Consider the following 19,205-nt stretch of genomic DNA (forward strand, 5'->3'; position numbering starts at 1 on the left):
AGTTTTTATGAAAAAAAATACCCGTACCCTGTTGATTACCTTGATTTCATTCATCGTAATCATTGTTGTCGCCTCAGTTGCTTACAATGCGTTAAAGGATACTAGTGCTCCGGCTGTCTCACTCACACCGAATCTCACGAATATCCCATCGGCCACCGAAAAGCCGGCCGTCCCTGAACCTTCTCTCGATGCAGCGGAAGAACTTCCTATGACCAACTCAGCTACTGCCGAAGACGAACAGGCAACTGTTCCTACCGAGGTAGCAACCGAGGAACCGGAGGCCACCTCTGTAGCGGAAGAGACTGTAGAGTCCCCTGCTGAAGAAGAGCCGAAGATGCCAGATATTCCGCTATTCACCCTCGGTGGAGAAGAAACCAGTTTTGATGCAGTGAGGCAGGGTAAGCCGACCATCATCAACTATTTTGCTTCCTGGTGTCCTCCCTGTAAACAGGAACTTCCACACTTCCAAGCAGCATATGACAAGTATGGTGATGAAATCAGCTTTATCTTCTTGAATGCTATGGATGGGCAACGAGAAACACTGGAAACTCTTACCAAATTCATGGAAGAATTTCCCTTCACCGGTCCTGTCTATACAGATGAAGGAATCTTCGCCTATATTTTCCAGACGAACAGCCTCCCGACAACGGTATTCTTCAATGCCGATGGCACCATAGCAAATGGCTATCTTGGATATGTCAACGAGACTACTTTGCAAGAGAATATTGACCGATTGCTCACACAAAAGTAAGCATATAGCCTACATAAAACAGAGCGCTTCCCCCGATACAGAATAGATGCCAAATGGCATGGTAGTGGGGGAGGCGTTTACTTGCGTAAAAAATTACCCCGATACTGTAGGTCAACCCTGCTGCGATAATCCATTGTATCAAGCTAGAAGGGATGAAGGGGACGATATCCTTCCAGAAGAACACAATCAACCAGCCCATGGCGAGATAGAGCAAGACATGCAATACCTTGGCTTTCCCCCAGAAGATCAGGGTGAGAATGATTCCGATGACCGCTATTGCCCACACAAAGATGGTGATTCTATAGGCAACCGGGGTAGCGACGTACATCATCATCGGGGTATAGGTACCGGCAATCAGAAAATAGATATTGCTATGGTCCAATATCCTGCAAAACCGTTTCCCATTTCCGTGAGGAAGAAAATGATAGAGGGCGGAGGAACTATAGAGCAAAAGCATAGTGAAACCCCAGATGAGCATACCCACCTGGAGAGATCGACTGGAAATAGAAGGAAGCTTGAAAAGGATAGAAAGCAAGGCGATGAGAGCAAGAACCGCTCCTATCCCATGGGTAATTGCATTTTCCTTCTCTGCCTTCGGGTCGTCGTAGTTATGAAGGGTTATATGTGCTTCAAGCCAAGCATTGAGACGTTGCATTGTTGATGCCTCCTGTTGCAAGACACCTTAGCGAAGGCAACGCGTTAAAGCAATGGTAGATGTATGCTTTTAGTATACTAGTAGATATCTATTAGAAGCAAAAACAGGGCTCTGATGCCCTATTTTTAAAGAATGTGCTCCAAAAATTGCTTTGTTCGATCACTCTTTGGATGGGAGAAAACCTCATCGGGCGTACCAACTTCAACAATTCTCCCGTCATCCATGAAGACAACCTTTGAAGCAGCTGCCTTTGCAAATCCCATCTCGTGAGTTACCAGGAGCATAGTCATGCCACTTTTCGCAAGTTTGAGCATTACATCCAGTACCTCTTTAATCATCTCTGGGTCAAGGGCACTGGTAGGTTCATCGAAGAGCATTACCTTCGGCTCCATCGCCAGTGCACGGGCAATAGCGACACGCTGTTGCTGTCCACCAGAAAGCTGCGGTGGATGTACATCTGCCTTTTCCTCGAGTCCTACAAGCTTCAAGAGATTCATGGCATTCTCTGCTGCCTTCTTCTGTGAAATTTTTCTCACTTTCACGGGAGCAAGAGTAATGTTCTCCATGACCGTCAAATGGGGGAAAAGATTGAAGGACTGGAATACCATTCCCACTTCTTCACGTATTTTCCGTAAATCTACATGCGGGTTTGTTACTTCATCTTCATCAATGAAAATTTTACCGTCACTCGGATTTTCCAATTTATTGACACTTCTGAGCAATGTGGATTTTCCACTACCGGACGGTCCAATGATTACCACAACCTCACCGTTCTCCACGGTCAGATCAGCATGTTTGACAGCGTGTACCAAGGTCTTGTTCGCTGTTATATAATCTTTTGAGAGATCTTCAATACGTATTCTAGCCATTCTTATGCAACCTTTCCTCCAAGAGGCCCACCAAGCGGGAGAGCAGGAGGGTGATAATGAGGTATATGAGCGCAACAACCAGCATGGTTTCCAGGGATAGGAAGGTCCTGCTGATATACTCCCTTCCTTTTCTCAGGATATCGCTGAGCGCGATGGCGGATACCAAGGATGAGTCCTTGAGCATCGAGATGAACTCATTCCCGATTGCCGGGAGAATTACCTTAACCGTCTGGGGAAGAATAACATACCTGAATGCTTGGGACCTGCTCAGTCCCAATGCAATTGCTGCTTCCATTTGCCCCTTGGGGATAGCCTGGATACCAGCTCTTACAATTTCTCCCATGTAGGCACCGAAGCAGATGGACAGTGCAACAACCGCTGCAGCCATGCCCTGGATTCTGAAGAACCGTCCCATCGCATAATAGATGAAGATCAACTGGACAAGGAGGGGAATGCCCCGGATCAGCTCTACATAGACTCCGCTGAGCATATTGACCCAACGTCGTTTACTTACCGAACCAAGACCGGTGGCCGTTCCGATCACCAACGCTCCCAGGATGGCAAAAATGGTAGCCTGAAAGGTAACCGGAGTTCCCTTGATGGTTACCATGAAGATATCACGATAGGGTTGGGGTTTGAACATGACCAAGCTTGCGAGCAGGATGATGGCACTGAAGAAGGTAATCCTCCATGAGTTCAATACATGTCCATCATCCTTACGGGGGATGAGTACCCCATCGGTCATCTGGATGGTAAGAGCCCTTTTTTTCTGTGCAGTCAGATCAACTGAGACCACCTGATCCCGAATCTTCTGTATCTTTGCTGTTTCATTATCAAATGGTTGTTTTTCCATATATTCTCACATTCTACTGATATAAGGGAAGTACTACATAATTATGCATGTAAAGTCAAGCAACTATGTATAATTATTCATATAATCCCAGTAAACAGTACAGCCGCCTTCCGGCGGCTGCGGGTCAAGGAACGAGTTTTGTTTAGATGATGCCCCATTTCTTTTTCAGAGCATCCATCGTCCCATTCTCTTCCATGGTCTTCAATCCGTTGTTTACTAGGTTCATGACCTCAGTGTTTCCCTTCAGTGCAGCAATAGCTATAGGTTCAGGTTCTCCCAAATCGCTGGCACTACCGGTGATCTTGAGCTTGCTGGCATAGTTTTCATTGGTCATGACATAGTCACTTGCAATAACGGAATCGGTCACCACTGCATCAAGATTACCGTTGAGCATGTCTTCAATAGCAAAGCCTACCTCATCATATGCCTTGATGTTGACACTGAAGTCGTTACGACTCTTGTCAAAATCATCAAGGAAGATATGACCGGTTGTTCCCAGCTGCACACCGACAGTCTTGTTGTTCAGACTAGCAGTATTGGATAAGCTTGTATTGGAAACAGGGGCAAGAATTGCCTGTGTTACTACAAGGATTGGGGTAGAGAAATCCATGATGGCCTTTCTCTCTTCGGTAACGGATACACCACTGGCAACCGCATCGTAGGCTCCGTTTGCCAGACCGGCAAAGATTCCTTCCCAGGCAACATTGACGATACTAATGTCAACGTTGTTTATCTTGGCAATCTCATTGACCAGATCAATCTCAAATCCAACGATATCCCCATTCTCATCAACAAATTCAAGCGGGGGCCATGCACAGTTTGCTGCAAAGACATAGGATTTTTTCCCAGTTTCAGCCTGAGCCTGTCCGAAGACCAAGGCAGAGGATACTACAAGTAACAAGGAAGCTACAACAAGTATTTTTTTCATGATAATCTCCTTACTTTCTGATATACGAATAATGCATAGATATACAAAATATGTCAACTAAATTAGAATAAATATGCATAAAGAGAAAGAGAAGATGCAAAAAAAGGGGCCTAAGCCCCCTGTTCTTTGATGAAATTTGTTTACAGTAGATTCCACTTTTCCTTCAATGCATTGAAAGATCCATCAGCCTCTGCCTTTGCAAGCCCCTCGTTGATGAGGTCCAGGAGCTCCTGATTGTCCTTTTGTACTGCGATTGCGATATCTTCCTGGGTGAACGGCTCTCCTGCAACTACAAGGCGGGAACTGTAGTTTTCATTGGAAAGTACAAAATCGCTGGCAATCAAGGAGTCACAGACTGCTGCATCTATATTCCCATTGAGCATATCCTCTATGGCGAGGCCGATTTCATCATAGGCGCGTCTTTCCACAGGGTATGCTTCCAACGCAAAGTCACCAGTGGTTCCAATCTGGACTCCGATTTTCTTCCCTTCCAGATCCTCAATCCCCTTGATATTGCCTGCATCTTCATTGCGAATGATAACTACCTGACCAGCAGAGAGGATAGGGGAGGAGAAAGCCATGGTAGCTTTCCTCTCTTCTGTTACGGTCACACCGCTGGCAACCCCATCATAGGCACCATTGGCAAGGCCAGCAAAAATGGTATCCCAAGGGACGTTCTTCACCGACATGGCAACGCCGACTTTCTCACCAATGAGTGGAATCAATTCAACTTCAAATCCGGCCAAGGTGCCGTCTTCAACAAACTCCAGTGGAGGCCAAGTTGCATCAGTTGCAAATACATAGCCATCTTTTGCCTCTTCTTTCTTGCAGCCGGTAAGTACAAGAGCAAATACCAGTAGTACCAACAGTGCTGCTGTCATGGTTTTTTTCATGTTGTTTCCTTATGTTGTGATACACGTGTAATGTACTATTCTGGGTATTGATAATGGGCAACTTTGTTAGAACTGTCAATGACCCATGATCTGGTAGGTTGCACTCAAACCGATGATGAGTCCCAGCAAGAATCCTCCAAATACCTGGCTGAAGGAGTGTCCGAGCATGGTTTTCAGGTTTTCAGGGGTGAACTGCCCTTCTTTATGAATGTCACTGAGGATTCTGCTCCACTCGTTGATGACCTCCGCCTGTTTTCCTGCTGCCCTACGGATACCCATTGCATCGTGAATGACGACTGCGGCGAACGTTGCTGCTATGGCAAAATCGACCGTCCCGATACCTTCAGTTAGTGCAATCGAAGTAACAAGGGCGATGACCCCTGCAGTATGACTTGAAGGCATGCCACCAGTGCTGAAGAGCATGTGCCAAACAAACTTTCGCTCAAAGATTGCATTAATAAATGGTTTGAGTAATTGTGCAGTAAAGAAAGTGATTGCAACCGAGACAAATGGGGCATTATCCAACAAAGCATTGTTCATGCCCAACAGCGTAGCTTTTTTCCCCTGCTTGCGCAAGATTCCATCTTGTTCTAGAGTTGCACTCAACAATATCTTTGGAGATGTCATGTACGTTTCACCGCAGAAAAGCGATGCTATTCAATTCTGGGTGCTCAATGTTGCCTCATTCTTTGGCCAGTTATCGATAGCCATGGTGAATCTTGCTCTGGTGTATCATCTACGCAGAGCCTTTTTTCTTGGAGCGGATCAAATCGGGGTTGCTGCATCCATCACTACTGCAACGTATCTAGTATTTTGCTTGCTCGGAGGAAGATTCACGGTCCATTTCCGTCCACGCCATCTTGTGGAGACCTCTCTTATCGGTATGGCATTGGCAGTGCTGCTCTTTGTATCCACCAAAACGCTTTCTATTGCTTACATAGCATTGGTCTTCTACGGGGCTTTCATGAGTTTGCTCTGGCCTCAGATAGAGGGTTGGTTCTCAAGAGGGAAGGAAGGAGTCCAGCTGAATCATGTAGCCAACGCCTTCAACTTTTCCTGGTCTTTCGGGGTTGGTATATCCAGTTATATTGCGGGTATTCTGGTGGAAGTATCCACAACCACTCCTTTCTATGTTGCCATCCTCATGTTCTTTCTTGTATTTCTTCTAATAGCAATCACCAGTGCTCTGGTCCCTGGGATCAGGGCAGTGCAGAGTGAACATGCTGACAACAAAGAAAATATGCGAGAGGATGCGAGCACTCCTTTGCGCTTCTATGCCTGGGTAGGCATCATATCACTCTATAGCGGCATGAGTGTCATCCTTACCATTTTCCCTCTCTACGCCCAGGATGTCCTGAAGATCAGTGAAAGCCAGACAGGCTTGCTCTTGCTTGTTCGCGGGGTTGCTACCTGTCTCAGTTTCCTGGCTTTGGGAAAGTTGGAGTTCTGGCACTTCAAGAAGCGATACATATTCATGGTGCAGTTGCTCTTTGGGGTGCTCTGTCTGATAGCGATGGGATTCTCTTCCCCGCTTCCCTTTGCATTCTTCTTCTTGTTTTTCGGGATTCTCTTTGCATTTGCCTACGACCAAAGCATGTTTCATGGAGCGAGCGGCAGTGTGAACCGATCTGGGAGAATGATCATCCATGAGGTACTACTTACATTCGGAACCATTCTTGGTGCAGTAGTGGGAGGGAGCATCTATGAGCAGCTCTCCTTCTCCAAAGTATTGCTTGTCATTGGCACAGCGGCCATTGTCCTGGTACTGGGTGAGTTGTTTGTTGCTTCCTTTATTGAAAGCACCAGGAAACACGGAAAGTAGTTTTACACACAATACTGAATTCGTATACAATAGAGTTAATGACGCCAAAAGGAGCCCACTATGAGCAAGACCTTGACTGAGAAAATACTCGCTTCCCACCTTGAGGAGGGAACACTGGGAAATGGAAACCCCATCGGGATCCATATTGACCAAACGCTTACCCAGGATGCCACCGGAACGATGGCCTATCTGCAATTTGAAGCAATGGGTTTGGATCGCGTCCAGAACGAGCTCGCTGTGAGCTATGTAGATCATAATACCATCCAAGTTGGATTTGAAAACGCAGATGACCATCACTATCTCCAGACTGTTGCCGCTGCCAAGGGTGTGGTATTCTCCCGCCCGGGAAATGGAATCTGTCACCAGGTGCATCTTGAACGATTCGGAAAACCTGGAAAGACACTGCTTGGCAGTGATAGCCATACTCCTACCGGTGGTGGAATTGGGATGATTGCCATCGGAGCAGGAGGGCTTGATGTTGCCGTGGCCATGGCCGGCCAACCCTTTCACCTGATCAGCCCGAAAGTGATCGAAATCCGTCTCCATGGGAAACTTCGCCCTTGGGTCTCCGCAAAGGATGTCATCCTGACAGTGCTCGAGCGCTTCGGGGTAAAAGGTAATGTAAACTGCATCTTTGAATACACCGGTGAAGGGGTCCAGACGTTGGATGTCCCAGAGCGATCGACCATCTGTAACATGGGTGCTGAATGTGGGGTTACCACGAGCATATTCCCTTCTGATGAGAAGACACGTGCATTCTTGAAGGCCCAGGGAAGGGAGGAAGACTGGATAGAGCTCAGGGCAGACGAAGGTGCGGTCTATGATGACCTGTTTGAAATTGACCTGTCAGCCATGGAGCCCAAGGTAGCCTGTCCTCACTCTCCAGGAAATGTTGTCACAGTGGCATCCCTTTCAGGTAAGCGGGTTGAGCAAGTGCTCATCGGTTCCTGCACCAACTCAAGCTATGCTGATATGAAAAAAGTCGCTGATATCCTCGATGGCCATACCATCGCGGAACATGTAAGTCTTGGCATAGCTCCAGGAAGCCGTGAGGTGCTCCTCATGCTCAGTCAGGATGGTTCCCTTGCGAAGATGATCGCCAGTGGTGCCCGTATTCTTGAAAGCGCCTGTGGGTTCTGCATCGGCAACCATCAGAGTCCTGGAACAGACGGAGTATCGCTTAGGACCAGCAATCGTAACTTTGAGGGACGCAGCGGAACCAAGAGTGGCCAGGTCTATCTGGTCAGTCCTGAAACTGCCGCACTCAGTGCCTTGAGCGGCCAGTTCACCGACCCGCTTTCTTCCCATGGCATTGCCTTCCCGAAGGTAGTGCAGCCTGAGCAGTTCCTGATTGATGACTCCATGTTCATCTTTCCTCCCGAGAATGGCAGCGATGTTGAGATCTTCCGTGGCCCCAATATAGGTGATCCACCGAAGAACACTCCTCTAAAGGAAGACTTGGACGGGTTTGTGACGATTAAGGTGGGGGATAAGATCACAACCGACCACATCATGCCCGCTGGAGCCAGACTCAAGTACCGTTCCAACATCCCTGTATACTCCAAATTCGTCTTTGAACCTGTGGATGAGCATTTCAGTGAACGTTGTGTGGAGAATCAGGACCGAGGAAAGGACAACTTCATCGTAGCTGGTGCCTCCTATGGTCAGGGATCGAGCCGGGAACATGCCGCAATCTGCCCGATGTATTTGGGTGTTAAAGCAGTGATTGCCGTTTCCATCGAACGTATTCACCAGAACAACTTATGCAACTTCGGTATTGTTCCCCTGACCTTTGAGAAGGAAGAGGACTATACTCGGTTTGACCAAAACGATGAACTGGTCATCGAAAACATAGCCGAGCAGATCAAGGGTGACAGGGTTGTGCTGAAGAACAAGACAAAAAGCCGGGAGATCACCCTGCGATGTGATATCACCGAAGGCCAGAGAGCAATGCTCATCAGTGGTGGCCTGCTGAATATACTCAAGGAGAAAGCTTGATGGAAATGGCAATACGCATAAAAAATGGAGTCTTGCAGGTTCCTCCCAGCGTCATCATTCCCTACATTGAGGGAGATGGGGTAGGAGAAGAGATTACCTCTGTAATGAAGAGCGTTGTCGAAGCGGCAGTGAAGAAAGCCTATGGGGATACAAAGCATATAATCTGGAAGGAGATATTTGCAGGAGGAAAGGCGAAGGAAATAACCGGGACCTACCTGCCCGAGGAGACTCTCGAGGCTATCAAGCAGTACAAGGTGGCTATCAAGGGACCCTTGACCACCCCTGTAGGCAAGGGAATCCGATCCTTGAATGTCACCCTGAGGCAAACCCTTGACCTGTATGTCTGCCTACGTCCGGTTTCCTACTACCAGGGAGTTCCCTCCCCGGTCAAGCATCCAGAGAACGTTGACATGGTGGTCTTCCGTGAGAATACGGAAGATATCTATGCCGGTATTGAATGGGAGTCGGGTAGTGAGGAGGTTGGGAAAGTCATTGCATTCCTCTCTAAGGAGATGCAAGTGAACAAGATTCGTTTTCCTGAAAGCAGTGCAATTGGCATCAAGCCGGTCTCTGTTGAGGGAAGCGAGCGTTTGATCCGCAGTGCAATTTCCTATGCTTTGGAGCACAAACGACGTAATGTCACATTGGTGCATAAAGGGAACATCATGAAATTCACCGAAGGTGGATTCAGAAAGTGGGGGTATGAACTCGCAAAACGCGAGTTTGGTGCCATGGAAGACGAGCGTGGAACGGTGAAGATTGAAAGGGAAGGGCAAGAACCGTTGGTCATTCAGGACTGCATCTGCGATGCCTTCCTGCAGAACATCCTGCTCAAACCTGAATCGTATGACGTCATCGCTACCCTGAATCTCAATGGTGACTATATATCGGATGCTCTGGCAGCTGAGGTTGGTGGCATCGGTATTGCCCCTGGAGCCAATATCAACTATGAAAGTGGCTTTGCAATCTTTGAAGCCACCCATGGGACCGCCCCTGATATTGCTGGGAAAAACATCGTGAATCCACTCTCCCTCGTACTATCAGCACAAATGATGCTCTCCTACCTTGGGTGGGTTGAAGCTGCTCAGCTGATTACCGAGGTTGTCCAGAAGGCAATCAGTGACGGAATCGTTACCACTGACTTTGCCCATTTGATGGAAGCTGAAGGCAATGCCTGTACAACGTTGGGAACCAAGGAATTTGGTTCTTATCTGGTCTCACTGCTCTAGAGGAAACTCAGAAAAATCGGATGGATTCACGCCTTGCAGGTATCCAGATAGATATCGGGTGAAGGCTTACTTTCTGGAGCGAGTGCCGGGAAAGCAAGGTGAGATACTCCGTCCCTTGGGGCGGAAAAGGAGGCAACGCCTCCTGAGTCCAGGGCTTGCCCTGGGGTATTGATACCTTTCATTAGGCACAAAGAAATGACACCCATGCCTACCGATGCTACTCGGTGTTACAAAATAGGGTGCCATTGAAATTGAAGATCAATACCTGTCACCGGTCCTCAAGCGGTACCACCTTGCGTACATGTGGACCGGAGTATGCCTGACGTGGCCGACCAATCTTCTGGTACGGGTCATGTCTCCATTCAAGCCAGTGGGCGATCCATCCAGGGAGTCTCCCCATGGCAAAAAGGACCGTGAACATTGATTCGGGAATTCCGATTGCGTGGAAGATGATTCCCGTATAGAAATCTACATTGGGATAGAGGTTGCGTTCGATGAAGTATGGATCACTGAGAGCAACCTGTTCCAGCTCCATTGCAATCTGTAGGAGCGGGTCGCTCTGGCTGTCGGCACCAAGTACTTGCTGGCTGAGCTGTTTTGCTATCCTTGCCCTCGGGTCATAGGTCTTATACACCCTGTGTCCGAATCCAGAGAGCCTGAAGGGGTTCTCCTTGTCCTTCGCCATCTCAATCACCTGTTCAATACTGAGTCCTTCATTGTGGATCTTCAACAGCATCTGCATGACCGCTTGGTTGGCTCCACCATGTTTGCTCCCCCAAAGTGCACAGCAACCTGCAGCAACCGATGCATAGAGATTCGCCCCACTGCTACCAACAAGACGAACCGCACTGGTAGAGCAGTTCTGTTCGTGGTCAGCATGGAGAATCAGGAGTATATTCAGTGCCTTTGCGTGCAATGGATCAGGAATATAAGCATTCACCGGTGTATGGAACATCATATTCAGGAAGTTCTCACAGTAGGAATACTTGTAGGAAGGATCGACGAAGTCGAGTCCATTCATCTGCCGATAACTGAAAGCAGCGATGGTTCTCATCTTGGAGAGAAGTCTGCTTACCGTGAGGTCGACATTTTCTTCTGGATCAGCATCCTCCAACTCGGGGTAGAACGCAGAAAGCGATGCAACCATTGCAGAGAGAATCGACATAGGATGTGCTTCCTGGGGAAAGGCACGGAAAAAATTCCTCATGTCGACATGCAGCAGGGAGTGCCGGTTGAGCATGTCTGCGTAGGTATGCCGTTGTGCAAGGGTAGGGAGTTCGCCTTTGATCAAGAGGTGGGCAACCTCAACGAAGTCACAGTTTTCAACCAGATCTTCAATATCATACCCGCGATACCGGAGGATTCCCTGCTCTCCATCAACAAAGCAGATGTTGCTCATGCAGGACCCTGTATTCGCAAAGCCTGGATCATACGTGATGTAACCAGTGTCCTTGCGTAGGGATGTTATGTCAATTGACTTTCCTCCCATGTTGTCCGTGATGACAGTAAAATCGAATTCGTTGTCCTCGAGGACCAGTTTTGCTGCCTTTTCTTTGATATCCATTGCATAGCCTCCTCTAGGGGTTCTTTTCATGTATGTTGTTTGAACAGGTGGGTGAAATGTATCCTAGATTGGTCCTTTTGGAAATATATCACCCATATATTCTTTGCTTTTCATTCCTATCGGTAATGGTTATACTAGTATGTATCGATTCGAGGAGATGCCCCATGGATGAATTTGTATTGCCATTGGATGAGGAAATTGTCGATATTGCAGACTTTTTTAAGGTCTTTGGAGATCCCACCCGATTGAAAATCCTGTTCCTGCTTGAGCAAGGGGAGCGAGGGGTTAATGCAATCAGTGAAGAACTGAAGATGCAACAGAGTACCATCAGTCAACAACTCAAACTTCTTAGGGCCCGTCGTCTGGTGCGTTTCAGGAAGGACGGTCGTAATGTTCTCTACCGTCTCAATGATGAACACATCCATGACATCCTTGCCATGGGAATTGAGCATTACCAGGAATTGCTCTGACTAGTACCGCTCTGATATGGTTTGTGCATAGTCACCAAACAGAGCTAAACACATCTCCCGTTCCGATTGGGTAAGGTCAATGACCTCGTGGTCCTTACATCCCTCCTGTATGTACCGATAGATGTAATCATCTCTAAACCCGATTGCCTCGGCGTCCTCAGGTGTGCACCCATAATACACTTCCTTGATATTTGCCCAGATACTTGCAGAGAGGCACATGGGGCAAGGGTAACAGGTCGTGTAGAGAATGCAACCGGTGAGGTCATGGGTTTCTTTTTTTTTGCACGCTTCACGAATGGCATTTATTTCTGCATGCGAAGTGGGGTCATGTTCCGTCAACACAGTGTTTGAGGCAACATAGACGGAACCATCCTTCGTGTCCACGACCACGGCACCAAAAGGGCCTCCTTCTTTGTTGTTCATGGTCTTTCGGGCTTGGTCTATTGCCAAACGCAAATACGCTTTCGCATCCATAATGATTTCTCTCCGCTCTCCACTATAGCATATCTTTCCTTTTAGGCAAAATACCGCCTTTAGGCTTTAAAGGCGGTACACAGGAAAGTCTTATCCACGCATTGAGCTGGCAATCAAGCGGATTGCATTGATATTGATGAATCCCTTGCAATCAACCGGCTGGTAACCACCGGCCTTGTCCATGCTTCCCAACTCCTCATCGTAGAGTGAGAAAGGGCTTTCTACACCAGCAAAGATGATATTGCCCTTATACAGTGCAACCTTGCTGGTACCCGTGACATGTTTCTGCCCTACCGTGAAGGCAGCGCGGAGCATCTCAAACTCAGGAGCCCCCCAGTACCCGTTGTAAATCAGCTCGGCGTACTTCGGCATCAGGCTGTCTCTCAGATGCATTGCTTCTTTGTCCATTGTGATGCCTTCAAGATTGTGATGAGCTTTCCAGAGGATTTCGCATCCTGGTGTCTCGTAGACACCGCGACTCTTGATGCCGATGAAACGATTTTCAACCATGTCCACCCGTCCGATAGCATTGTCATGACCCATCTTGTTGAGATACAGAATTAGTTGAAGTGGGTCGGTGACGACCGTTTGGTCGTTCTCATTTTTTACCGAGACAGGGATTCCATTTTCAAAGGTGAAGGTAAGAAGCGTTTCTTCATCCTTGGCTTCCTTCGGACTGAGGGTAAGGCTGTACACATCATCATCTGCGCGAAGGGAAGGATCTTCCAGGATACCAGCCTCGTGGCTGATGTGAATGAGGTTCTCATCCTCACTATAGGGTTTCTTGGTGGATGCCTTGATGGGGATGCCATACTGCTTTGCATATGCAATCATATCGCTTCTTCCCTCGAACTGACTCAGCCATTCAGGATCTTTCCAGGGGCTTATGATCTTCACCTCAGGCATATGCATATAGTAACCGAACTCAAAGCGGACCTGGTCATTTCCCTTTCCTGTTGCTCCATGGGCAACATAGACAGTTCCTTCCTTTCGGGCGATTTCAATCTGGCGTTTTGCGATGATCGGACGGGCAAGGGAGGTCCCCAGCATATAGGTCCCTTCATAGATTGTATTGGCCTGGAGGGCAGGGAAGATATAATCGGTGACCAATTCCTCTCTAAGGTCTTCCACATACACGTTTGATGCACCAGTGGCCAAAGCCTTCTTTTCAATGGCTACAAAATCTTCATTTTGTCCGACATTTGCAACATAGGCGATAACATCGAATCCTTTGTTGACGAGCCATTTCAGGATCACCGAGGTATCAAGTCCGCCGCTGTATGCCAGAATGATTTTTTCCTTATTCATATTCTTTCTCCCTGTTCGGTTTTGTCTTCTGCCGCCAGTGTATAAATTCTATTGTAGAATGGCAAGAGGTTTATGCATAAATATTCGTAAAAAAGCTGTAATATGCAATTAAAATCGAATAATTCATGATTTATAATGAATTAATATTCATGAATACTAATTCGAAAATATTCGAAATAGTTATTGCAAAATCCCTCCTTCCACTCTATACTGCAGTGGAGGTAGACAAATGCTGATATGTGATCAACTAACCAAGCGATATGGCAACCAACAACGGAATGCCGTCGATGCATTGACACTCTCCATCGAACCAGGGCAGATATTTGGTTTTCTAGGTCCTAATGGGGCAGGGAAGAGCACAACCATCAAGATGATCACCGGATTGCTCAAACCCGATTCCGGTTCCCTCAGCTTCATGGGATACTCGCTGTATTCTGACCCTGTTTCCTACAAGCGATTAATAGGGTATGTACCAGATGAACCGCTTTTTTATGAGCGAATGAGTGGCTATGAGCATCTCTCCTTCATTGCAGATCTCTATGGGGTTGGCAGAGAGGAGCGAAAGCAACGTATCGAGGAGCTTGGTGAGCGATTGTTGCTGAAAAATGCCCTGAAGGATGAAATTTCTTCCTACTCCCATGGTATGAAACAGAAACTTTCGATCATTTCTGCGTTGTTGCCCTCTCCGAAACTGCTCATCCTTGATGAACCCATGGTGGGATTGGATCCAAAAGCTGCCTTTATTCTAAAGACACTCTTAGTTGAGTACGCAGGATCAGGGAATACCGTTTTTTTCTCTACCCATGTATTGGAGGTTGCCCAGCAACTTTGTAGTAGCCTGGGGATCATCAAGGAGGGAACGTTGTTGTACAACGGAACCCTGAAGGATTTGCAATTGCGCAAACAGGAACTTGATGCAACCTTGGAAGCACTGTTCCTTGAATTGACTGAGAGCGGGGAGTAAGGACCATGAACATGCGTGTCGTTTTCCTGTTGGTTCGTGCCTTCTTCTCAGGGACTAAACCGATCAAGGATTTCTTCGAACGAATCAGTACCTCCCGTTCTCGCATCATCAGTATGGTGTCCAGTTTTTTGATAGTTCTGGTTTTTGTGTATCTGGGTATCATATTAGGAGTAAATTATTATAGCTATCAGACCCTTGGTCTGCTCTTGGGGTATCCGTATCTTGGGCTTGTCCTTGCCGCTCTCTTAGGGTTTGCTTTCCAATTGTTTTATAGTTTGGCCAGTGGTACCAGCCTGCTTTACGGAGCAAAGGATATTTTGTTGGTGGGATCATTGGCTGTACGTCACACCGAGTTGGGTGCGAGCAGACTGCTGATCGCTTATCTTCTGCAAGCTCCCCTGTATTGGTTTGTCACGTTGCCCTCCCTTATTGTGGGCCTTTGGATTGACGGATTTTCCTTGGTTTACCTGTTTGGCGGGTTGCTTTTCCTCCTGGTGGGGCCGCTTTTCGCCCTCTCCCTTTCGGTACTGTTTTCCATGGTACTGGTCAGATTAACCAAGGGGAAAAACCATAAGATGGCTGAGGAACTGGTGAGTGCAGTATCCTTGGTGCTCTTGATTCTTGTGTTGACGGTATCGCTTACCAGAAATCTTACCGATGACGGTTCGTTGCTCTCATTCAATTATGAGGTGATGTTGCAATCTTATGCTCCACTTGTTGAGAAAATCATAAGTCTGTTCCCATGGTTCCGTATACAAGCACAGATGGTCACCTCCCTTGCAAGCCAGTTCATTATCCTTGGCTCAGGAATAATCCTCTTTGTCTGTTTGGTCCTATTGGTAGGAACTACCTATGCTGCAAATCTCTCCTATGTACTCAGCAACCAATCAGGGACAAGGACTCGAAAAGCCAAGCATACCTTCAATTCTTCCAGTCCGCAGCGAGCGCTGATGAAGCGGGAGTTGCTCATCATCCGCTCAGAGAGCATGTTTGTGTTTGAGATTATTGGGGAATTGGGGATTCCTGTATTGCTTCTGGTGCTATACAGTTTCATGGGTATACTGGATGAGCTCGCTGAAGTGGTTTCTCAACTTACCCAGACCGGGGTGTTTCTTCAATTGGTGTATCTGTTGTTGCTGTTGTTCGCCAATTTCAGCATGATCAGCTCAACCAGTGTTTCCAGACAGGGAAAACGCTTTGACCTCGATAAGCAATATCCCCTTGATGCAAGCACGTTTGTCCAAGCAAAGCTGTTGTTCCATCTGGTTTTGGTATTCATCCCTCACGCATTTTATTTGGCGGTTGCTCTCTTGTTGCTCTCCCTGCCTCTCCTGCATCTTCTCTGGATGATACCACTATCATTGCTTTGCATAGGAATGATAGCATGTCTGCATCTTGCCATTGATTACCATCATCCACGACTCGATTGGAAGGTAAGCCAACAGGCAATGAAGAGCAACCTGAACGGGCTTTATGGCATGCTCATCACATTCGCCGTGTTGGCGCTTTTTGCCTTGATACTCCTGCTTCCAATACTGGTGGGTCTGTCAACGGAACTTTCCATCTTGCTGCTGTTCGGGTTAACAGGACTTGGGTTCTCTCTTTCCTATCGTTTAGCGCTCTCTCAGGCACGTTCACTACTTTCCAAGTAGTGGATTGTGTGTAATACAGCTGACTCCAAGGAAGGGAAGGTAGCATAGGGATACTGCTGGTTCTGTTTGTTCCAAGCGACAATTATTCCATAATCTGCTGCCTCAAGCATGGGTATATCTGTAGGCCCGTCCCCGATGGCGATAATGGTGTCATAGTCTTTTCTCAGTGAGGTAAGCCTTTCCGCTTTAGCTTCAGGGCCATCAATATCCACCACCAAGTGGGAGATTCCCTCTTTATCCCTAACCAGTTTTTTACCGCGGATGAACGAGAATGAGTCTTCTATCCCGAGTTTCCTGAGGAATGCCCTTGCAAGATTCTCCGTTCCGCAGGTAAGGATGCCCAGATCACAGATGTCAGAAAGTTTAAGAAGGGCACGTTTTTCCTTCTCTCCAACATGGGAGAGAAGGACCTCTGCTACTTCTTCAAACATAGTATCATTTGTTCTTTTCACAAGTTTTTCATAACGATGGTGAAACGAGCTATCGTTGAATACGCCTTTCTGGTCTTGGGCTATGAAGTGCTTGCAACGTTTTGTAAAGAACACCCCCCGCTCCCTGGCTCCTAAAAGAATCAGCAGCTGCTCGCTGTCATATGTGTCGATCGGGTAGAGCGTCCCGTCAAAGTCGAAGATGGTTAGGCTACTATCTCTCATGCGCTGAGTGTAGCAGGTAGGCAAAAAAAGAGGAAGAGAACATGTCCCTTCCTCTTGGTCGAATGCCTCAAGACTATTTACTCGTGGCCTCTTTTCCATAAATCAAATCAAAGTACTGCATGTCAGTACTGAGGATCTTATCCAATCCAGGCACCGTCTTGCGGTAAGACTCCAGCGTTCTCCAGAACTCGAAGAAATCCGGGTCAACCTCGTAGGATTCTGCATAGATCTTGGCAGCCTCAGCATCAGCGACACCTTTGATCTTCTCACTCTCGGCGTAGGCTTCTGAGAGAATTTGTTTCTCTTCTCCCTCAGTCTTTCCTTGCCACTGAGCAAGTTGTCCACGACCGTAGGAGCGGTATGCTTCAGCAATCTGGTTACGTTCCTTGATCATCCTCTGATACACACTCTCTGTAAGGTCATCACTGTAGCGAATCTGACGGATGATAATATCGATCAGTTCAATGCCGAATTCATCGGTAAACTGTTTTGCCTGGTCAAACATCATATTGCTCAGACCGTCACGACCGATACTGATCGTTTCCTGCTTGGATACCGTTGCAGTGAGGTTTCGAAGCCTTTCTGCATCTTCGATGCTCTCCACACTCTGTACCTGTTCCTCAACCTCGATGACATTGATCTCGTTGGAATTTCTTACCGCTTCATTGAGATAGTTCTCACTGATGATTGTACGGATGGAAGAATCAAGGACATCGTTCAGTCTGAAGATACCATTATTTACGGTATTGACCGTTTCATAGTACTTGGCTGGATCTGCTATTCTCCATCTGGCTGTGGTATCAACCCAGATGAACTGGTTTTCTTTGGTAGGAATCCTCTGTGCAGCTCCGTCCCAGGAGAGTATCTTCTTCGGATAGATTACCACGTTGTCAACCAACGGCATCTTGAACTTGAGTCCAGCATCCTGCTCTGTGTTGACAATCTTACCAAAACGGGTAATTACCGACTGCTGGCCCTCTGAAAGGATGTAGAAAGGCCCAAGCAAGATGAAGATGACAATAAGGACAACGAGGACTACCAGGGTGGTAATTAGTTTCTTATTCGTATTTGTGCTCATTTTGCACCCCCTTCAATCATCTGCACCGGGAGGAAGTTACTCAGGTTCTTATCAACCAAGGTAACCGATCCACTTTCGGTGGGATTGATGACTGCCTCCATTGTCTCAATGTACAATCGAGTGCGCGTAATGGTCTGTGACTGTTCATAGACCTCTCGGACGCTGTTGAATCGTGCCACATCACCAGTAGCTTGGTTTACACGTTCTGCTGCATACCCTTGTGCTTGTTGGATGAGCTTGTTGGCCTCACCACGGGCGGAAGGAATGACCTTGTTGTAGTTCTGCTTTCCTTCATTGATCAAGCGGTTCATGTCCTGGATTGCCTTGTTGACGTCCTCGAAGGCATCCTGAACCTCTCCAATCGGTGGTACGATATTCTGTAGTTTGACCGTTACAACACGTACTCCCAATTCGTATGCATCAAAGATTTTCTGCATATTCTTTTGTGCCTCAATCTCGATGCGGGTACGTTCACTGGTCATGACTGAAAGGATGGGAAGGTCTCCCACCAGTTTGTTCATGACACTCTGGCTGATATCACGGAGCGTTGTTTCCCTGGATTCAACCTTGAACATCCAGTTTACCGGATCTTCAATTTTGTATTGAATAATCCACTGGACATCGATGATATTCAGGTCCCCTGTCAGCATGAGCGATTCAGTGGTGTAGTCACTGTTTCCAAAAAGTGGGGAAGTAGAGTTGTTTGAGCGATATCCGAATGTCATTGTCTGAACGACTTGTGTTGGGACATTGTAACTGGTCTCGATCCCTAGTGGTATCTTGGTTTGAAGTCCAGGTCCTACTGTTCGGTTGTATTCTCCTAAGCGTAGGACAACCGCTTGTTCGGTTTGGTCGACAACAAAGAAACTGCTAAGAACCAATATGATGAGGACGACGGCGACAATAATCCAGATTACCAGTTTGGGGCTGATATTCTTGATTTGACGCGTTGGCCTCGGTGGTTGCTGCATGGTATCCATGATTACTCCTCTTTGTACCTATAAAGGTACTCTTTACAATGTACTTACCTCTTGAAGACTCGTC

20 protein-coding genes are annotated in these 19,205 nt (G+C 47.3%); 7 read left to right on the forward strand and 13 right to left on the reverse strand.

Annotated elements, in window-relative coordinates; translation table 11 throughout:
* The first annotated feature begins 7 nt into the window (after positions 1-7).
* On the forward strand, positions 8-751 hold the full coding sequence (locus DYP60_RS10975) for a TlpA family protein disulfide reductase (protein ID WP_117331062.1): 744 nt from the start codon (positions 8-10) through the stop codon (positions 749-751).
* Here the strand turns inward: DYP60_RS10975 and trhA are convergent.
* From trhA to DYP60_RS11005, 6 genes are all read right to left on the reverse strand, one after another.
* The gene (gene trhA / locus DYP60_RS10980; RefSeq protein WP_117331063.1) at positions 738-1,406 is read right to left on the reverse strand and encodes a PAQR family membrane homeostasis protein TrhA; all 669 of its coding nucleotides are present in this window, start codon (positions 1,404-1,406) and stop codon (positions 738-740) included. The genes DYP60_RS10975 and trhA overlap by 14 nt on opposite strands.
* Positions 1,407-1,531: 125 nt before the next feature.
* The gene (locus tag DYP60_RS10985) at positions 1,532-2,275 is read right to left on the reverse strand and encodes an amino acid ABC transporter ATP-binding protein (protein ID WP_117331064.1); all 744 of its coding nucleotides are present in this window, start codon (positions 2,273-2,275) and stop codon (positions 1,532-1,534) included.
* Entirely contained in the window at positions 2,268-3,128 is an 861-nt protein-coding gene (locus DYP60_RS10990; protein ID WP_117331065.1) for an amino acid ABC transporter permease, read from the reverse strand. Before DYP60_RS10990 ends, DYP60_RS10985 begins: the two co-directional genes overlap by 8 nt.
* Positions 3,129-3,270: 142 nt before the next feature.
* Positions 3,271-4,056 carry a transporter substrate-binding domain-containing protein gene (locus tag DYP60_RS10995; RefSeq protein WP_117331066.1) on the reverse strand — a complete coding sequence of 262 codons (786 nt, stop codon included), beginning with the start codon at positions 4,054-4,056 and terminating at the stop codon, positions 3,271-3,273.
* A 140-nt stretch (positions 4,057-4,196) separates the two neighbouring features.
* A complete protein-coding gene (locus DYP60_RS11000) occupies positions 4,197-4,949 on the reverse strand; it encodes a basic amino acid ABC transporter substrate-binding protein (protein ID WP_117331067.1) in 753 nt (250 codons plus the stop codon).
* Between the two features lie 75 nt (positions 4,950-5,024).
* Positions 5,025-5,489 carry a divergent PAP2 family protein gene (locus DYP60_RS11005; RefSeq protein WP_117331125.1) on the reverse strand — a complete coding sequence of 155 codons (465 nt, stop codon included), beginning with the start codon at positions 5,487-5,489 and terminating at the stop codon, positions 5,025-5,027.
* A gap of 85 nt (positions 5,490-5,574) precedes the next feature.
* Here DYP60_RS11005 and DYP60_RS11010 point away from each other — a divergent pair, with 85 nt between their 5' ends.
* Genes DYP60_RS11010 through icd form a run of 3 tightly spaced genes read left to right on the forward strand, consistent with a single transcriptional unit; the run spans position 5,575 to position 9,998 of the window.
* Positions 5,575-6,771 carry an MFS transporter gene (locus DYP60_RS11010; RefSeq protein ID WP_117331068.1) on the forward strand — a complete coding sequence of 399 codons (1,197 nt, stop codon included), beginning with the start codon at positions 5,575-5,577 and terminating at the stop codon, positions 6,769-6,771.
* A 60-nt stretch (positions 6,772-6,831) separates the two neighbouring features.
* Positions 6,832-8,769 carry an aconitate hydratase gene (locus DYP60_RS11015; protein WP_117331069.1) on the forward strand — a complete coding sequence of 646 codons (1,938 nt, stop codon included), beginning with the start codon at positions 6,832-6,834 and terminating at the stop codon, positions 8,767-8,769.
* Positions 8,769-9,998, forward strand: coding sequence for an NADP-dependent isocitrate dehydrogenase (gene icd / locus DYP60_RS11020; protein WP_117331070.1), 1,230 nt, complete (start codon positions 8,769-8,771; stop codon positions 9,996-9,998). Before DYP60_RS11015 ends, icd begins: the two co-directional genes overlap by 1 nt.
* A 26-nt stretch (positions 9,999-10,024) precedes the next feature.
* On the opposite strand, the gene DYP60_RS14310 is transcribed toward icd, so the two are convergent.
* Positions 10,025-10,180 (reverse strand): hypothetical protein, encoded by a 156-nt coding sequence (locus tag DYP60_RS14310; protein ID WP_165849558.1) that lies wholly within the window; start codon positions 10,178-10,180, stop codon positions 10,025-10,027.
* A gap of 86 nt (positions 10,181-10,266) precedes the next feature.
* Positions 10,267-11,562 carry a citrate synthase gene (locus tag DYP60_RS11025; RefSeq protein WP_117331071.1) on the reverse strand — a complete coding sequence of 432 codons (1,296 nt, stop codon included), beginning with the start codon at positions 11,560-11,562 and terminating at the stop codon, positions 10,267-10,269.
* 164 nt (positions 11,563-11,726) lie between these two features.
* Between DYP60_RS11025 and DYP60_RS11030 the strand changes: the two genes are divergently transcribed.
* On the forward strand, positions 11,727-12,032 hold the full coding sequence (locus DYP60_RS11030; RefSeq protein ID WP_240622872.1) for an ArsR/SmtB family transcription factor: 306 nt from the start codon (positions 11,727-11,729) through the stop codon (positions 12,030-12,032).
* Here the strand turns inward: DYP60_RS11030 and DYP60_RS11035 are convergent, their stop codons facing one another.
* Positions 12,033-12,506 carry a nucleoside deaminase gene (locus DYP60_RS11035; RefSeq protein WP_117331072.1) on the reverse strand — a complete coding sequence of 158 codons (474 nt, stop codon included), beginning with the start codon at positions 12,504-12,506 and terminating at the stop codon, positions 12,033-12,035.
* Positions 12,507-12,596: 90 nt separating this feature from the next.
* On the reverse strand, positions 12,597-13,814 hold the full coding sequence (locus DYP60_RS11040; protein WP_117331073.1) for an argininosuccinate synthase: 1,218 nt from the start codon (positions 13,812-13,814) through the stop codon (positions 12,597-12,599).
* Positions 13,815-14,043: 229 nt separating this feature from the next.
* Here DYP60_RS11040 and DYP60_RS11045 point away from each other — a divergent pair, with 229 nt between their 5' ends.
* Together DYP60_RS11045 and DYP60_RS11050 are read left to right on the forward strand one after the other, a co-directional pair.
* Complete coding sequence (locus DYP60_RS11045) at positions 14,044-14,778, forward strand: ABC transporter ATP-binding protein (RefSeq protein WP_117331074.1); 735 nt, start codon at positions 14,044-14,046, stop codon at positions 14,776-14,778.
* A 5-nt stretch (positions 14,779-14,783) separates the two neighbouring features.
* Positions 14,784-16,430 carry a hypothetical protein gene (locus tag DYP60_RS11050; RefSeq protein WP_117331075.1) on the forward strand — a complete coding sequence of 549 codons (1,647 nt, stop codon included), beginning with the start codon at positions 14,784-14,786 and terminating at the stop codon, positions 16,428-16,430.
* Here DYP60_RS11050 and DYP60_RS11055 read toward each other — a convergent pair.
* The 3 genes from DYP60_RS11055 to hflK form a co-directional block, all read right to left on the reverse strand.
* Positions 16,403-17,083 carry an HAD family hydrolase gene (locus DYP60_RS11055; RefSeq protein WP_165849559.1) on the reverse strand — a complete coding sequence of 227 codons (681 nt, stop codon included), beginning with the start codon at positions 17,081-17,083 and terminating at the stop codon, positions 16,403-16,405. The two genes, DYP60_RS11050 and DYP60_RS11055, sit on opposite strands and share 28 nt — an antisense overlap.
* Positions 17,084-17,156: 73 nt before the next feature.
* The gene (hflC, locus tag DYP60_RS11060) at positions 17,157-18,161 is read right to left on the reverse strand and encodes a protease modulator HflC (RefSeq protein WP_117331077.1); all 1,005 of its coding nucleotides are present in this window, start codon (positions 18,159-18,161) and stop codon (positions 17,157-17,159) included.
* On the reverse strand, positions 18,158-19,141 hold the full coding sequence (hflK, locus tag DYP60_RS11065) for an FtsH protease activity modulator HflK (RefSeq protein WP_117331078.1): 984 nt from the start codon (positions 19,139-19,141) through the stop codon (positions 18,158-18,160). The genes hflC and hflK overlap by 4 nt, the downstream gene beginning before the upstream one ends.
* Positions 19,142-19,205: the final 64 nt, after the last annotated feature.

This window comes from Sphaerochaeta halotolerans (assembly GCF_003429665.1).
Classification (GTDB): Bacteria; Spirochaetota; Spirochaetia; order Sphaerochaetales; family Sphaerochaetaceae; genus Sphaerochaeta; species Sphaerochaeta halotolerans.

Coding starts and splice junctions, on each gene's coding strand:
- DYP60_RS11015 (WP_117331069.1), top strand. CDS start 6,832: ATGAGCAAGACCTTGACTGAGAAAATACTCGCTTCCCACCTTGAGGAG.
- DYP60_RS10985 (WP_117331064.1), bottom strand. CDS start 2,275: ATGGCTAGAATACGTATTGAAGATCTCTCAAAAGATTATATAACAGCG.
- icd (WP_117331070.1), top strand. CDS start 8,769: ATGGAAATGGCAATACGCATAAAAAATGGAGTCTTGCAGGTTCCTCCC.
- hflC (WP_117331077.1), bottom strand. CDS start 18,161: ATGAGCACAAATACGAATAAGAAACTAATTACCACCCTGGTAGTCCTC.
- DYP60_RS11045 (WP_117331074.1), top strand. CDS start 14,044: ATGCTGATATGTGATCAACTAACCAAGCGATATGGCAACCAACAACGG.
- DYP60_RS11050 (WP_117331075.1), top strand. CDS start 14,784: ATGAACATGCGTGTCGTTTTCCTGTTGGTTCGTGCCTTCTTCTCAGGG.
- DYP60_RS11040 (WP_117331073.1), bottom strand. CDS start 13,814: ATGAATAAGGAAAAAATCATTCTGGCATACAGCGGCGGACTTGATACC.
- DYP60_RS11010 (WP_117331068.1), top strand. CDS start 5,575: ATGTACGTTTCACCGCAGAAAAGCGATGCTATTCAATTCTGGGTGCTC.
- DYP60_RS14310 (WP_165849558.1), bottom strand. CDS start 10,180: ATGAAAGGTATCAATACCCCAGGGCAAGCCCTGGACTCAGGAGGCGTT.
- hflK (WP_117331078.1), bottom strand. CDS start 19,141: ATGGATACCATGCAGCAACCACCGAGGCCAACGCGTCAAATCAAGAAT.
- trhA (WP_117331063.1), bottom strand. CDS start 1,406: ATGCAACGTCTCAATGCTTGGCTTGAAGCACATATAACCCTTCATAAC.
- DYP60_RS10975 (WP_117331062.1), top strand. CDS start 8: ATGAAAAAAAATACCCGTACCCTGTTGATTACCTTGATTTCATTCATC.
- DYP60_RS11025 (WP_117331071.1), bottom strand. CDS start 11,562: ATGGATATCAAAGAAAAGGCAGCAAAACTGGTCCTCGAGGACAACGAA.
- DYP60_RS11055 (WP_165849559.1), bottom strand. CDS start 17,083: ATGAGAGATAGTAGCCTAACCATCTTCGACTTTGACGGGACGCTCTAC.
- DYP60_RS11005 (WP_117331125.1), bottom strand. CDS start 5,489: ATGAACAATGCTTTGTTGGATAATGCCCCATTTGTCTCGGTTGCAATC.
- DYP60_RS11035 (WP_117331072.1), bottom strand. CDS start 12,506: ATGGATGCGAAAGCGTATTTGCGTTTGGCAATAGACCAAGCCCGAAAG.
- DYP60_RS11030 (WP_240622872.1), top strand. CDS start 11,727: ATGGATGAATTTGTATTGCCATTGGATGAGGAAATTGTCGATATTGCA.
- DYP60_RS10995 (WP_117331066.1), bottom strand. CDS start 4,056: ATGAAAAAAATACTTGTTGTAGCTTCCTTGTTACTTGTAGTATCCTCT.
- DYP60_RS11000 (WP_117331067.1), bottom strand. CDS start 4,949: ATGAAAAAAACCATGACAGCAGCACTGTTGGTACTACTGGTATTTGCT.
- DYP60_RS10990 (WP_117331065.1), bottom strand. CDS start 3,128: ATGGAAAAACAACCATTTGATAATGAAACAGCAAAGATACAGAAGATT.